General features: G+C 69.8%; 10 protein-coding genes. 5 read left to right on the top strand and 5 right to left on the bottom strand.

The genetic code is table 11. The features are described 5' to 3' along the window. The first annotated feature begins 3 nt into the window (after nucleotides 1–3). The gene (locus LMA02_RS24455) at nucleotides 4–4197 is read left to right on the top strand and encodes a bifunctional nitrate reductase/sulfite reductase flavoprotein subunit alpha (RefSeq protein WP_228907843.1); all 4194 of its coding nucleotides are present in this window, start codon (nucleotides 4–6) and stop codon (nucleotides 4195–4197) included. Nucleotides 4198–4289: 92 nt separating this feature from the next. Here LMA02_RS24455 and LMA02_RS24450 read toward each other — a convergent pair whose 3' ends face one another. Beyond that, entirely contained in the window at nucleotides 4290–5066 is a 777-nt protein-coding gene (locus LMA02_RS24450) for an SDR family oxidoreductase (protein WP_228907842.1), read from the bottom strand. Nucleotides 5067–5070: 4 nt separating this feature from the next. Then, nucleotides 5071–5508: a GlcG/HbpS family heme-binding protein gene (locus LMA02_RS24445; RefSeq protein ID WP_228907841.1), complete on the bottom strand. Its 438-nt coding sequence runs from the start codon at nucleotides 5506–5508 to the stop codon at nucleotides 5071–5073. A gap of 98 nt (nucleotides 5509–5606) precedes the next feature. Between LMA02_RS24445 and LMA02_RS24440 the strand changes: the two genes are divergently transcribed. The 4 genes from LMA02_RS24440 to LMA02_RS24425 all read left to right on the top strand — a co-directional run bounded on the left by LMA02_RS24440 (nucleotide 5607) and on the right by LMA02_RS24425 (nucleotide 11271). Beyond that, nucleotides 5607–6551: a LysR family transcriptional regulator gene (locus tag LMA02_RS24440; RefSeq protein ID WP_228910000.1), complete on the top strand. Its 945-nt coding sequence runs from the start codon at nucleotides 5607–5609 to the stop codon at nucleotides 6549–6551. A 35-nt stretch (nucleotides 6552–6586) separates the two neighbouring features. Continuing rightward, nucleotides 6587–7027 (top strand): hypothetical protein, encoded by a 441-nt coding sequence (locus LMA02_RS24435; RefSeq protein ID WP_228907840.1) that lies wholly within the window; start codon nucleotides 6587–6589, stop codon nucleotides 7025–7027. Between the two features lie 372 nt (nucleotides 7028–7399). Then, entirely contained in the window at nucleotides 7400–9994 is a 2595-nt protein-coding gene (gene mprF, locus LMA02_RS24430; protein WP_228907839.1) for a bifunctional lysylphosphatidylglycerol flippase/synthetase MprF, read from the top strand. Further along, nucleotides 9991–11271, top strand: coding sequence for a virulence factor family protein (locus LMA02_RS24425; protein ID WP_228907838.1), 1281 nt, complete (start codon nucleotides 9991–9993; stop codon nucleotides 11269–11271). The genes mprF and LMA02_RS24425 overlap by 4 nt, the downstream gene beginning before the upstream one ends. Nucleotides 11272–11344: 73 nt before the next feature. Here LMA02_RS24425 and LMA02_RS24420 read toward each other — a convergent pair whose 3' ends face one another. From LMA02_RS24420 to LMA02_RS24410, 3 genes are all read right to left on the bottom strand, one after another. Continuing rightward, nucleotides 11345–11788 carry a DUF934 domain-containing protein gene (locus LMA02_RS24420; RefSeq protein WP_228907837.1) on the bottom strand — a complete coding sequence of 148 codons (444 nt, stop codon included), beginning with the start codon at nucleotides 11786–11788 and terminating at the stop codon, nucleotides 11345–11347. Next, nucleotides 11785–13569, bottom strand: a complete 1785-nt coding sequence (locus LMA02_RS24415; RefSeq protein ID WP_228907836.1) for a nitrite/sulfite reductase — start codon at nucleotides 13567–13569, stop codon at nucleotides 11785–11787. The genes LMA02_RS24420 and LMA02_RS24415 overlap by 4 nt, the downstream gene beginning before the upstream one ends. A 194-nt stretch (nucleotides 13570–13763) precedes the next feature. Further along, nucleotides 13764–14165 carry a hypothetical protein gene (locus LMA02_RS24410; RefSeq protein ID WP_228907835.1) on the bottom strand — a complete coding sequence of 134 codons (402 nt, stop codon included), beginning with the start codon at nucleotides 14163–14165 and terminating at the stop codon, nucleotides 13764–13766. Nucleotides 14166–14167: the final 2 nt, after the last annotated feature.

The following is a 14167-nucleotide window of genomic DNA, read 5'->3' as shown; positions in this document are numbered from 1 at the left end:
CGCATGAGCGCCACCCCCGTCAAGAGCGTGTGCCCGTACTGCGGCGTCGGCTGCGGAATGGTGCTGCACGTCGAGGATGGCGAGGTCGTCAAGGTGTCCGGCGACGCCGACCATCCGACCAACTTCGGGCGGCTGTGCACGAAGGGCTCGTCCGCGCACGTCGCGTTGCGCCGCTCCGGGCGACTCGATCGCGCGTTCGTGCGGCGCGCGAGGGAAGACGATCTCGTGCCGCTGCCGGCCCGCGACGCGATCGCCGAGACCGCGCGGCGGCTGCGCGCGGTGCTCGACGCGCACGGGCCCGATGCGCTGTCGTTCTATGTGTCGGGGCAGATGTCGATCGAGGCGCAATACCTCGTGAACAAGCTCGCGAAGGGCTTCGTCGGCACCAATAACATCGAGTCGAACTCGCGCCTCTGCATGGCGAGCGCGAGCACCGGCTACAAGCAGTCGCTCGGCGCGGACGGCCCGCCCGGGTCGTACCAGGACTTCGATCGCGCGAACCTGTTCTTCGTGATCGGCGCGAACATGGCCGACTGCCACCCGATCCTGTTCCTGCGGATGATGGATCGCGTGAAGGCCGGCGCGAAGCTGATCGTCGTCGATCCGCGCCGCACCGGCACCGCCGACAAGGCCGACCTGTTCCTGCAGATCCGGCCGGGCACCGATCTCGCGCTGACCAACGGGCTGCTGCACCTGCTGCACGCGAACGGCCGCACCGATGCCGCGTTCATCGACGCATACACCGAAGGCTGGGACGCGATGCCCGCGTTCCTCGCCGACTACACGCCGGCGCGCGTCGCGGAAATCACGGGGCTCGCCGAAGCCGACATCCACACGGCCGCGCAATGGATCGGCGACGCCCAGGCGTGGATGAGCTGCTGGACCATGGGGCTCAACCAGAGCACGCACGGCGTGTGGAACACCAACGCGATCTGCAACCTGCATCTCGCGACGGGCACGATCTGCCGCCCGGGCAGCGGGCCGTTCTCGCTGACCGGCCAGCCGAACGCGATGGGCGGGCGCGAGATGGGCTACATGGGCGCAGGCCTGCCGGGCCAGCGCTCGGTGCTGTCCGACGACGACCGGCGCTTCGTCGAGAACCTGTGGCGCGTGCCGGCCGGCACGCTGCGCAACGAAACCGGCAAGGGCACGGTCGACCTGTTCGAGCGGATGGCGGCCGGCGACATCAAGGCGTGCTGGATCGTCTGCACGAATCCGGTCGCGACCGTGCCGAACCGGCAGAACGTGATCGCGGGGCTGCAGGCCGCGGAGCTGGTGATCGCGCAGGACGCGTTCCTCGACACCGAGACCAACCGATATGCGGACATCCTGCTGCCCGGCGCGCTGTGGGCCGAGGGCGACGGCGTGATGGTCAACTCCGAGCGCAACATGACGCTGATGCGCGCCGCGATCGCGCCCCCCGGCGACGCGCTGCCCGACTGGCGCATCGTCGCGGAGGTCGCGCGCGCGATGGGCTTCGGCGATGCATTCGACTATGCGTCGGCGGCCGACGTGTTCGACGAGATCGTGCGCTTTTCGAATCCGGCGACCGGCTACGACCTGCGCGGCGCGAGCCATGCGGCGCTGCGCGAGGGCCCGGTGCAATGGCCGGTCGCGCCGGGCACCGCGCGCGAGCGGCACCCGATCCGCTACCTGAACGATGGCGTGAGCCAGACGCCGCGCGCGGCCGAGGGCGGGCACGATGCGCCGCGCATCGCGTTCCCGACGCCGTCGGGCAAGGCGCGCTTCTTCGCGCGGCCGCACGTCGCGCCGGCCGAACTGCCGGACGACACGTTCCCGATCGTGCTGAACACCGGGCGGCTGCAGCATCAATGGCACACGATGACGAAGACGGGCAAGGTCCCGATGCTGAACAAGCTCAATCCGCGCCCGTTCGTCGAACTGCATCCGGACGACGCGGGCGCGCTCGGCATCGCGACGAAGGACAGCGTCGAGATCCGTTCGGCGCGCGGCCGCGCGGTGCTGCCGGCCGTCGTGACCGAGCGCGTGCAGCGCGGCAGCTGCTTCGCGCCGATGCACTGGAACGACGTGTACGGCGACGACCTGTGCATCAACGCGGTGACGAACGACGCGATCGATCCGGAATCGCAGCAACCCGAACTGAAATATTGCGCGGTCGCGCTGACGCGCGTCGACACGGACGCGTTCGCGTCCGCCGACGACGACACGGCGCGGCCCGATGCCACCGCGGCCGATGCCGATGCGCGGCCCGCGCCGGCGACGGTGCAGAACACGGCTTCACAGGAATCCGACATGGCAGACCTCGACACTTTCGCGGCGGCGCTCGGCGTGGCCGATCTCGCGCCGCCGCCGCTCACCGAGGCGGAGCGCCTGTACGTGGCCGGCCTCGTCAGCGGGCTGAAGGCGAGCGCCGGCCGGCGCGAAGGCGGCGTGCCGGTGCTGCCGGCCGGCGCGCCGCTCGCGCCGCCGGTGCGGTTCTGGCTCGACGGGATGCTCGCGGGGCTGTTCAGCCGCGCGCTGCCCGCCCACCCGGCGGAGGGCGCTGCGCCCGCGCTGCCGGCCGAGGCCGCCGCGCCCGGCGGCGTGCGGATCGTGCGCACGCGTCCTAAGGTCGTGCTGCTGTGGGCGTCGCAGACGGGCAACATCGAATCGCTGACCGAGGATTACGCGACGCAGCTGATGAACGCGGGCTTCGAGATCCGCACCGCATGCATGTCCGACTATCCGGTCGCGTCACTGGCCGGCGCGCAATACGTGCTGCTGATGACGAGCACGTTCGGCGACGGCGATGCGCCCGACAACGGCAGCGAGTTCTGGGATGCGCTGCAGGCTAGCGGCGCCGCGCGCCTCGACGGCGTGCACTTCGCGGTGCTCGCGTTCGGCGATCGCAACTACGACCAGTTCTGTGGCCACGGCCGCCGGCTCGATGCACGGCTCGCGGAGCTGGGTGCTGCGCGCTTGTGCACACGCGTCGATTGCGACGTCGAGTTCCAGCGCGAGGCGGACCAGTGGCTCGAACGCGTGGTCGCCCACATCAAGGACGCGGATGCGGCGCTGCACGCGGTGCCGTCCGCCGGATTGAGCGCGTCGGGGCTGCTGCCGACCAAGGCGCGTCCGGCGCCGTCGAAGCTCGTCGCGAACCTGCGGCTCAACCGGCCGGGCGCCGCGAAGGACACGCGCTACGTGTCGCTGTCGACCGAAGGCGCGAACCTCGAATACGAAGCCGGCGACGCGCTCGGCGTGTGGCCGACCAACTGCCCGGAGCTGGTCGACGAGTTGCTGTCGGTCACCGCGCTGAAGTCCGACGCGCCGGTGTCGATCGAAGGCGTCGGCGACATGCGCCTGGGCGAGGCGCTGGCGCGCCACGTCGACATCACGCGCCCGCACCCCGACACGCTCGCGTTCATCGCGTCGCGCAGCGCGAACGGCGCGCTGAAGGCGCTGCTCGGCGACGATCGCAAGGCCGACCTGAAGCAATGGTTGTGGGGGCAACAGCTTGCGGACGTGCTGCACGAGTTTCCGGTCGAGCTGTCGGGCGCGGAGCTGGTCGCGATGCTGAAGCGGCTGCAGCCGCGCCTGTATTCGATCGCGTCGAGCCCGAGCGCGCACCCGGGCGAGATCCACCTGACGGTGTCGGCCGTGCGCTATCACAACGGCCGGCGCGCGCGCAAAGGCGTCGCGTCGACGTTCCTCGCCGATCGCGCGGACGACGGGCGCGTGCCGGTGTTCGTGCAGAAGTCCGCGCATTTCCGGCCGCCGGTGAACGGCGACGTGCCGGTCGTGATGGTCGGCCCCGGCACGGGCGTCGCGCCGTTCCGCTGCTTCCTGCACGAGCGGCAGGCGCGCGGCGCGCGCGGACGCAACTGGCTCTTCTTCGGCGAGCAGCATGCGCAGACCGACTTCTACTACGGCGACGAGCTGGGCGCGATGCGCGACAGCGGCTTCCTGACGCGGCTCGATCTCGCGTTCTCGCGCGACCAGGCCGACAAGATCTACGTGCAGGACCGGATGCGCGAGCAGGGCGCCGAACTGTACAAGTGGCTGGAGGAGGGCGCGCACTTCTACGTGTGCGGCGACGCGGCGCGGATGGCCAAGGACGTCGATACCGCGCTGAAGGCGGTCGTCGCCGAGCACGGCGGGATGTCGGACGAAGCCGCGAACGATTACGTCGCGCGGCTCGCGAAGGCGCGCCGCTACATGCGGGACGTGTACTGACCGTATCGGCGGCGGGCTGCCGTAGGGTGCCCGCCGTTGTCTAGCCGTATGAGCGGCGGGCTGCCGTCCGGCGCCTGCCGTTGTGCCGGCCGTTATTGCTGCCGGTCCCATGCGTGCGCCTGCTCGGCGCGCACGAACGCTTCCGACGACTTCGGCAGCAGGTTGCGGAACGCGCCGCCGTCGCGTTCGATCACGTCGACCATCCGCGCGATCATTTCCTCCGGATCGTGCTGCTCGAGCGGGAAGGTGAGCCGCTCGGGCGTCACGGTGTGGACGGCCGGATCGTGCCAGCGCCGCGGCGTTTCCATCATCCGGTCGTTGAAGCCCGTGCTGTACGGGCCCGGGTTCACGACCGCGACGCGGATGCCGTGCGGGGCCAGCTCCGCGTGCATCGCCTCGGCGACCGATTCGACCGCGTGCTTCGACGCGCAATAGGCGCCCGTGAACGGCCCGGTGATCAGCCCTGCGATCGACGACACGAACACGATCTTGCCGTGCCCGCGCGCGACCATCCCGCGAGCGATCCGCTGCGTGAGTTCGAGCGGCCCGAACACATTGACGTCGAACAGCTCGCGCACGATCTCGAGCGGCAGGTCGACCAGCGCGCCGGCTTCGCCGACGCCCGCGTTGTTCACGAGCACGTCGAAGTCGAGATCGGCAGCGTGGGCGCGATCGTAGGCCGACGTGACGTCGAGCTTGACCGCGTGCAACGCGGTGCCGCGCTGCGCGGCGACGTCCGTCAGCGCGTCGATCTCGGCGGTCGTGCGGACACCGGCCGTGACCGCGTGACCGTGTTGCGCGAGCCGCAGCGCGACTTCGCGGCCGAAGCCGGTGCCCGCGCCGGTGATGAGGATGCGTTTCTGTGCCATGTGCTTACCTCGAGGTGGGAAAGGTTGCTTGAAAGTGATCGCGGCAGTGCCGGGCGATCGCGTCGTCCTGCTCGACGCTGCCGCCCGATATGCCGATCGCGCCGACGCAGTGCCCGTTGCCGTCGACGAGCGGTTCACCGCCGCCGAACGTGACGAGCCCGCCGTGGCTGTGCTCGATCCCGCGCAGCGGGCCGTCGCCGGACATTTCACCGAGCGCGCCGGTCGACGCGCGAAAGCGGATCGCCGTCAGCGCCTTGCGTTGCGCCAGGTCGATCGCGCCGAGAAAGCAGTCGTCGGTGCGGATGAACGCGAGCAGGTTCGCGCCGGCGTCGACGATCGCGATGGAGACGCCGGCGACCTGCAGCGACGCGGCCTGCGCGAGCGCGGCTTCGAGCGTGAGCCGGACGGCTGCCAGCGGCAGTGCGGGGCGGTGCGGATTCATTCGATGCTCCGTTGGGGGAACGACAGGGGCAGTGTAGGCAGTTCCGGTATATGGGAGAATCGGCATTCCGCTCGAAGGAGTTTCAAGTTTTTTTAATGATGAGCAGACGCGATCCGATGGCCGGGCTGCACGTGTTCATGAGCGTCGCGACGGCCGGCAACTTCACGCGCGCGGCCGCCGTGCTGGGGCTGACGCCGGCCGCCGTCAGCCTCGCGATCGGGCAGCTCGAGGGCGAGCTGAACGTGAAGCTGTTCAACCGCAGCACGCGCGGCGTGAGCCTGACGGAAGCCGGTCAGCATTACCTGCAGCAGACGGAGCCCGCTTACCGGCAGGTCATGGAGGCGCGCGACGCGCTGAAGGAGGTGCGCAGCGAGCCGGGCGGGCTGTTGCGCGTCACGGCGCTGCCGCTGGCACGCTCGCTCGTGATCACACCGATTCTTGCGGCGTTCCGCGCGCGCTACCCGAAGGTCCGGCTCGAGATCCGCTACGAGAACGAGCTGGTCGATATCGCGAAGGACGGCTTCGACGCGGGGATTCGTCTTGCCGACCGGCTGCAGCCGGGCATGATCGGCGTGCGGATCGCGCCCGCGCTGACGTGCGCGCTGGTCGCATCGCCCGGTTATCTGGCGCGGCACGGCATGCCCGCGTCGATCGCGGAGCTGGAGCGGCATGCGTGCATCCGGTTCCGCTTCTCGGCGAGCGGGCGCCTGCACAAGTGGCTGCTGCATGACGGGCGCCGCGACGTCGATCTCGATCCCGAAGGCGTGTACGTGACGAACGATGCGGATGCGGTGATCGATGCCGCGCGGGAAGGCGTCGGCATCGCGTTCGCGTTCATGCGCGAGCGCGTCGAGGCGGACCTGCGCGACGGCACGCTCGTCGAGGTGCTGCCGGGCGCGTGCCGGACGCTGCCGCCGATGTGGCTCTATTACGTGAATCGCAAGCACGTGCCGGCGAAGCTGCGTGCGTTCATCGACGTGCTGCGCGAGCGGGCCGGAATCGGTCAGGGCCTGCCCGGCAACGATGCGCCGGACGGCGCATGATGGCGGCTTCACTCACGCAGCCCTGGAGTCGCGTCATGACGGCACGCCGGAATTTCCCGCTTCGAACCCTCGTGATTACCGCATCGCTGGTCGCTGCCGCACTCGGCTGCGCGCCGGCTGTCGGCCAGACATCGACGTCGACCGTGCCGACGAGCACGGCTGCCGCGACGCCCGACAATGCGGTGCTGCTGACGGTCTTTCTCAAGCACGACCAGTCGCGCCCGCTCGCCGAGCTGAACGCGCAACTCGCGAAGCAGGGGTTCTACAAGGCGTTTCCGCCGCCGGGTGTCGAGGTGGTGAGCTGGACCGTGACGATGGGAATCGGGCAGATCGTCGTGCTGTGGTTGCCGGCGTCGCGCGTGCGGGAGGTCAATCGCGTGCTCGAGGACACGGCGTGGGGCGCATACCGGACGGAGTTCTATCCGACCTACGACTACAAGGCGATCGGGCTGGCGGAGCACGAGCGGGCGAAGTGACGGCGCGCGACCATCCGTCCCCATTCCCGTAAACCCGCGTGGGCTCTCGGTTTTTGCTCGTTCGTGCGGGGCGGCCGGGAGAATTCTTCCGGAATGCGTGATTCGACCTTCATCCGATGAAAAATCCCCGGCGGTTCCCGGTATGATGCGCACCTTGCGCATGAATTTGATGCGCCATTGATGCGCCCGCCGCGTCCAAACCGCCCGGTGCGACAACGAAAGATTCTGTAATATAAATTCCGTATACTTGTAATTTCTGATCCAGGCGCCCCTGCCTCCGACCTAGGCCGGCCGCCCACGCAGAACAACCAGATTTGTCGCCGCCCGGCCGTCCCGCGCCGCGACAAGCTATGCACCGCCACTGAACAATCTATGTCTTCCCGCCACCCTGGTCCGCCCGGCCGCGCCGCGGCGGCGATCGCCCGTGTGTCGACGCTGATCCGCAACGAGCGCGTGCTGTCGCCGCTGCTCGCGCTCGGCATCGGCCTGCTGCTGATCGTGGTTTTCCAGCACCTGTCCGAATCCGTCGACTACCGGTCGGTGATCCGCCAGCTGCGCCACATGTCCGTCGGCGAATGGGGCGCGTCGCTCGCCGCGACGGCGCTCAGCTATCTCGCGCTCGTCGCCCGCGATGCGGTCGGCCTGCGCTACGTCGCCGCGAAGGTGCCGCGCGCCGCGCTGTGGATCGGCGCGATCGCCGGCTCCGCGCTCGGCAACGCGACCGGCTTCGGCGCGCTCACGGGCGGCGCGGTGCGCGCGCGCGTGTACGGCGTGTCGGGCGTCACGCCCGCGCAGATCGGCCGGATGACGGTATTCACCAGCGGCACGCTCGCGCTCGCGCTGGTGCTGATGACGGCGGTCGGCATGGTCTGCGTGCCGCAGACGCTCGCCGCGATGCTGCATGTCGCGCCGGGCGTGCTCACGTGGAGCGGCGCCGCGCTGCTCGTGGTGCTGGCCGTCGTGGTCGCGCTGTGCGGCAACACCGCGCGTCCGGTCGTCACGCGCTTCAGATGGCTCGCGTTCGACGTGCCGGCACGGCGCGACCTCGTCGCGCAGGTCGTCTACGCGGTGCTCGACGTCGTGGCCGCCGGCCTGACGCTGTGGGTGTTGCTGCCGGTCGCGCCGGTCGGCTTCCCGACCTTCATCACCGTGTACGCGGCCGCGCTGCTGCTCGGGATGATCGGTCATACGCCGGGCGGGATCGGCGTGTTCGAAGCCGCGATGGTGTTCACGCTGGGCCGCGAAGTGCCCGCGCACGCGATGGTCGCCGCGCTGATCGCCTATCGCGCGATCTACTTCGGCGTGCCGCTCGTGCTGTCGGCCGGCCTGCTGGCCGGCTTCGAGGGCCGCGCGCTGCGGCGCCGGCTCGTGTCGCGGCAGGCCGCGCGCGTGTCGCAACTGGCGCCGCTGTTCCTGAGCCTCGTGACTTTCGCGGTCGGCGGGATGCTGGTGATCTCGAGCGCGACGCCCGCGTTCTGGCACCGGATCGCGATCCTGCGCAACATCGTGCCGCTGTGGGTGCTCGAAGGCTCGCAGGTGATCTGCAGCGTGCTGGGCGTCGCGCTGCTGTTCGTCGCGCGCGGGCTGCTGCGCCGGCTGGACGGCGCGTGGTGGATGACCTTCGCGTTGACGCTCGCGAGCCTCGCGCTGTCGCTGGCGAAGGGCCTCGCATTCGTCGAGGCAGGCGTGCTCGGCACGCTGCTGGTGCTGCTGCTCGTCAGCCGCCGCCGCTTCAGCCGGCATTCGTCGCTGCTCGCCGAGCGCTTCACGGTGAGCTGGTTCGTGTCGGTGACGATGGTGCTGATCCTCGCGGTGTGGGTGCTGTGCTTCGCGTTCCGCGATGTGCCGTACACCCGCGATCTGTGGTCGCATTTCTCGTTCGACGCACGCGCGCCGCGCGCGCTGCGCGCCACGCTCGCGTCCGGCGTGTTCGTCGCGCTGTTCGCGCTGTGGCAGCTGCTGCGCCCCGCGCCGGGCCGTTTCGTGAAGCCGGTCGAGCAGGACCTGCTCGACGCCGAGCAGATCATCCGCGCGCAGGAATGCAGCGATGCGGGCCTCGCGCTGATGGGCGACAAGTCGTTCCTGTTCTCCGAATCGCGCCGCGCGTTCCTGATGTACGCGAAAAACGGCCGTACGTGGGCCGCGCTGCACGATCCGGTCGGCCCGCGCGAGGAATGGCCGGCGCTGATCAGCAAGTTCATTGCGCTGGCGCACGCGCACAGCGGTCGCGCGGCGTTCTACCAGGTGCGCGCGAACGCGCTGCCGCTGTACCTCGACGCGGGGCTCACGCTGATGAAGCTCGGCGAGGAAGCGCACATTGCACTCGACCGGTTCGACCTGAAGGGCTCGAACCGTTCGCACTTGCGCTACGCGCTGCGCCGCGGCGACAAGGACGCGCTGACGGTCGAGGTGATCGCGCCGTGCGACGTGCCGGCCGCGCTGCCGTCGCTGCGCGACATCTCGGACGGCTGGCTCGACAGCCGCGATGCGCGCGAAAAGAGCTTCTCGGTGGCCGCGTTCCACGACGGCTATCTCGCGACGCAGTCCGTGATGCTGGTGCGCCAGGCCGACAAGCCGATCGCGTTCGTCACGTTCATGACGACCGACCTCAACACCGAGGCGACGGTCGGCGTGATGCGTCATTTGCCGGAAGCGTCGCCGTATGCGATGGAGTATCTGTTTACGCAGCTCGCGCTGCATCTGAAGGAAGCGGGGTTCCGCAAGCTGAGCCTGGGTATCGCGCCGTTCTCGGGGATGGGGGCGGCGAAGATGCCGTCGCCGTGGCACCGGTTCGGGCTGATGGTCTGGCGCTTCGGCGGCCGCTTCTACAACTTCCGTGGCCTGCGTGCATTCAAGAGCAAGTTCGAGCCGCACTGGGAGCCGCGCTATCTCGCGGCCTCGGGCTCGGTCGGCGTGTTCGTCACGCTCGCGGATCTGTCCCTGCTGGCTGGAGGTCGGCGCTCATGACGTTGAAGAAGGGTATCGCGCAGGCGGCAGTCGCCTGCGCGGGAATGATGCTGGCCGGCGCCGCGCTCGCGGCGCAGCCGGCCGCGGCGAAACCGGAGACCGTGTCGGGCGGCCGCTACGGCCCCGTGACCGTGACGAAGCCGAGCGGTCCGCTGCGCGGCTTCGTCGTGCTGTTCTCGCGTGAGCGCGGCTGGGGCGCCGCCGACCAGCAGGCGGCCGACGCGCTCGCGAAAGCGGGCGCGATGACGGTCGGCGTGGATTCGGCGCGCTATGCGGCGAACCTTGCCGCGAAGCAGGAAACCTGTCACCACCTCGACGGCGACGCGGAGGCGGTCAGCCACCAGCTCGAACGCCTCGCGCAATCGGCGCGTTACTACACGCCGATCGTCGCGGGCGTGGGCCAGGGCGGCGCGATCGCGAAGCAGATCCTGGCGATGGCGCCGGAGAACACGATCGCCGGCGTCGTGTCGGTCGAGCCGGCGGCGAAGCTCGATGCGCGCTTCAAGCCGTGCCCGCCCGATCCGACGATCGTGCGGCGCGCGATGCCGGGCTTCGTCGAAACGGCCGCGGCCGGCGACACCGCGAAGCTCGTGTCGCTCGTCACGTCGCACCTGCACGACACCAGCAGCAACGACGAGCTCGACGTGTCGGACCTGCCGCTCGTCGAGCTGCCCGCCAAGGGCGGCAGCGACCGCCTCGCGATCGTGATCTCGGGCGACGGCGGCTGGCGCGATCTCGACAAGACGATCGCCGAGGCGCTGCAGCGTGACGGCGTGTCGGTGGTCGGCATCGACAGCCTGCGCTACTTCTGGAGCGAGAAGCCGCCCGCACAGGTGAGCCGCGACCTGGCGCGCGTGATGCGCACGTACATGGCGCGCTGGCATGCGAACCGCGTGGCGCTGGTCGGCTACTCGTTCGGCGCGGACGTGATGCCGTTCGCGTACAACCGGCTGCCGGCCGACCTGCGCGACAAGGTCGCGGTGATGTCGCTGCTCGGTTTCGCGCCGTCGGCGGATTTCCAGATCCGCGTGACGGGCTGGCTCGGGATGCCGGCGAGCGACAAGGCGATGAAGGTCGCGCCGGAAATCGCGAAGGTGCCGCCGTCGCTCGTGCAGTGTTTCTACGGCGCGGAAGAGCAGGACACGATGTGCCCGGCGCTCGCGAATACCGGCGCCGACGTGATCAAGACGGGGGGCGACCACCACTTCGGCCACGACTACATCGCGCTCGAGAAGAAGATCCTCGGCGCGTTCGGCAAGCCGGTGGCGGCGCGCTGAACGCCGGCGCCCGCTTCGCGGCGGGCGCGGCACTTGCGGTTCATCGGACGGGCGGCCTGCGGGCCGCCCGTTTTTACTTTTCGGCGTGCGTCGCGGCGTCCTGCCGCGGTGTCGCCGTTCTAGCGTCGCGCTGATAGAAGCCGGGGAACCGGTCGAGCTGCCGCTGCGCGGCCGCGAGATCGGCATCGGCACCCAGCACCGCGCTCGAAAACCCGGTGCGCTCCATCAGCAGCAGCTGGTCGATCAGCACGTCGCCCGTCGCGCGCAGGTCGCCGGTAAAACCGAAGCGCTTGCGCAGCAGGTACGCCTGGCTGTACGCACGGCCGTCGGTGAAGGACGGGAAATGCAGGTCGATGCGCGTGGCCTGCGCGATCCGTGCGGCGAGCGGCGGCAGTTCCTCGTCGTTGCCGATCGTCAGGGCAGCAGTGTCGGACGCGTTTGCGTCGTCGGCGTGTTCGGCCGGCGTCAGCAGCCGGATGCGCGGGTTCGTGCTGGCGGGTTCGTCGGTCGGTTTCATGCGTGCTCCGCGTGGTGACGTGCGTCGTTCGCCGCGGCCTTGAAGGGCTCGGCGCCGATGCGGCGCACCGTGTCGATGAATCGCTCGCAGTGCCCGTCGGCGTCGAGCCGCGCGTCGAGATACACGTTGACGAGCGCATCCACGACATCGACGATCTCGTCCGCCGAGAACGACGGTCCGATCACCTTGCCCGGCCGGGAGGCGCCGCTCGCGCTCGAGCCGTCCGAGCCGCCGAGCGTCACCTGGTACCACTCCGCGCCGTCCTTGTCGACGCCGAGGATGCCGATGTGTCCGCTGTGATGGTGGCCGCACGAATTGATGCAGCCGCTGATGTGCAGGTCGATGTCGCCGACGTCGTGCAGCATGTCGAGATCCTGGAACCGTTCGGCGATCGCGTCGGCGATCGGGATCGAGCGCGCGTTCGCGAGCGCGCAGAAGTCGCCGCCCGGACACGCGATCATGTCGGTCAGGAGTCCGACGTTCGCACTGGCCACGCCGATCGCGCGCGCGTGTTCCCACAGCAGGAACAGGTCGTCGACGTGCACCCACGGCAGCACCACGTTCTGCGCATGCGTGACGCGCGCCTCGCCGGCCGAGAAGCGGTCAGCAAGCTCGGCGAGCGCGTCGAGCTGCTCGGGCGACGCGTCGCCGGGCGCCTGCAGGCGGCGCTTGAACGACAGCGTGACGATGCGCAGCGCGGGGTCGCGGTGCGCGGCGACATTGCGCGCGAGCCAGCGCGCGAAGGCCGGATGGCGATTGGCGTGCGCGGTCATGCGTGCTTCGGCGGCGCCGAGGTCGAGCGTGCGCGACTTCAGCCGCGGCGGGACGAACGATGCCGCGATGCGGTCGAACTCGGCCTGCGGGATCGTGTGCGGGCCGCCGTCGTGCTCGACGATCTGGCGGAACTCTTCCTCGACGTCGTCGATATAGCGCTGCCCCTCGCTTTTCACGAGGATCTTGATGCGCGCCTTGTACTTGTTGTCGCGCCGCCCGTAGCGGTTGTACACGCGGACGATCGCCTCGATGTAGTTCATCACGTGCTGCCACGGCAGGAACGCGCGCAGCAGCGTCGCGATCAGCGGCGTGCGGCCCATGCCGCCGCCGACGCTCACGCGAAAGCCGAGTTCGCCGGCGTCGTTGCGCACGAGCTTCAGCCCGACGTCGTGCCAGTCAGTCGCCGCACGGTCCTCGGCCGCGCCGGTGATCGCGATCTTGAACTTGCGCGGCAGGAACGCGAATTCCGGATGCAGCGTCGTCCACTGGCGCATCGCCTCGGCGAACGGACGCGGATCGGCGATCTCGTCCGGCGCGACGCCCGCGCGTTCGTCGCACGAAATGTTGCGGATGCAATTGCCGCTCGTCTGGATCCCGTGCATGTCGACGGTCGCGAGCAGGTCCATCACGTCGGCCGCCTTCGCGAGCGGAATCCAGTTGAACTGCACGTTGGTGCGGGTCGTGAAGTGCGCGTTGCCGGTCGGCAGGCGCAGCGTGCCGAGCAACGCCTGCGCGTCGCAGGCGGCGCGATAGGTGGCGTCGTCGGGCACGTCGTAGTCGCGTGCGATCCGCGCGAGCACGCGAAGCTGCGCGCTCGACAGTTCGCCGTACGGCACGGCGACGCGCAGCATCGGCGCATGGCGCTGCACGTACCAGCCGTTCTGCAGGCGCAACGGCCGGAACGCGTCCTCGCTCAGCGTGCCGTGCTGCCAGCGCTCGAGCTGATCGCGGAACTGGGCGGCGCGGCTGTGCACGAGCGCCCGGTCGAAATCGGTATATCGGTACATGACGTGATACGCGAGATGAGCGGCGACGCAGGGCGCCGCTCGGGAGGGGACGTTGCGACGGATGTCGGGCAACCGGAGACAGCGTAGGGAACGCGGGGCGGCGGGACAAGCAGCAGATCGGGACGAAAACGGCGCAGCAGATCGATGGCGCGCCGGCGAACGCCGGGCCTGCGTGGCGCTCGCCCGGGTGAGATTCAGGCTTGCACGGGTGCGTCGACGATCAACGCCGGATCGAGTGCGCGGATGCGCTGGTCGATGAAGTAGCCGCCGCCTTCCTGGTAGCGCAGATACAGCCGGCCGCACGTCACGCAGCGGCTGACGTTGCAGCGGTTGTACGGGAAGTGGCGCGGTGCGATCGGCGCGTCGTCGGACCAGTAGCGCGTGCCGGCCGGATGGTATTCGTCGTAGGTCGGCTCGGGGTCGTCGGGCGGCGCGAGCGTCGCCACTTCGGCGAGCTGGGTGTCCTGCAGCGACAGCGGCAGGCTCGTCCAGCCGGCCAGCGACGTCTTCGTGCAGGTGCACGGCAGCGTGACGCCTGCGGCTTCGGCCGCGAGCTTCAGCAGCGCGGCGTGATCGAGGTAGGGCAATGCGCTCATCG

This window comes from Burkholderia sp. B21-005, from assembly GCF_020843965.1.
In the GTDB taxonomy this organism is placed as follows: domain Bacteria; phylum Pseudomonadota; class Gammaproteobacteria; order Burkholderiales; family Burkholderiaceae; genus Burkholderia; species Burkholderia ambifaria.
The sequence above is the reverse complement of the archived record's forward strand: the minus strand, read 5'-3'. Positions and strand labels throughout refer to the sequence as shown.

Coding starts and splice junctions, on each gene's coding strand:
- LMA02_RS24450 (WP_228907842.1), bottom strand. CDS start 5,066: ATGGCACAGAAACGCATCCTCATCACCGGCGCGGGCACCGGCTTCGGC.
- LMA02_RS24415 (WP_228907836.1), bottom strand. CDS start 13,569: ATGTACCGATATACCGATTTCGACCGGGCGCTCGTGCACAGCCGCGCC.
- LMA02_RS24455 (WP_228907843.1), top strand. CDS start 4: ATGAGCGCCACCCCCGTCAAGAGCGTGTGCCCGTACTGCGGCGTCGGC.
- LMA02_RS24410 (WP_228907835.1), bottom strand. CDS start 14,165: ATGAGCGCATTGCCCTACCTCGATCACGCCGCGCTGCTGAAGCTCGCG.
- mprF (WP_228907839.1), top strand. CDS start 7,400: ATGTCTTCCCGCCACCCTGGTCCGCCCGGCCGCGCCGCGGCGGCGATC.
- LMA02_RS24435 (WP_228907840.1), top strand. CDS start 6,587: ATGACGGCACGCCGGAATTTCCCGCTTCGAACCCTCGTGATTACCGCA.
- LMA02_RS24445 (WP_228907841.1), bottom strand. CDS start 5,508: ATGAATCCGCACCGCCCCGCACTGCCGCTGGCAGCCGTCCGGCTCACG.
- LMA02_RS24425 (WP_228907838.1), top strand. CDS start 9,991: ATGACGTTGAAGAAGGGTATCGCGCAGGCGGCAGTCGCCTGCGCGGGA.
- LMA02_RS24440 (WP_228910000.1), top strand. CDS start 5,607: ATGAGCAGACGCGATCCGATGGCCGGGCTGCACGTGTTCATGAGCGTC.
- LMA02_RS24420 (WP_228907837.1), bottom strand. CDS start 11,788: ATGAAACCGACCGACGAACCCGCCAGCACGAACCCGCGCATCCGGCTG.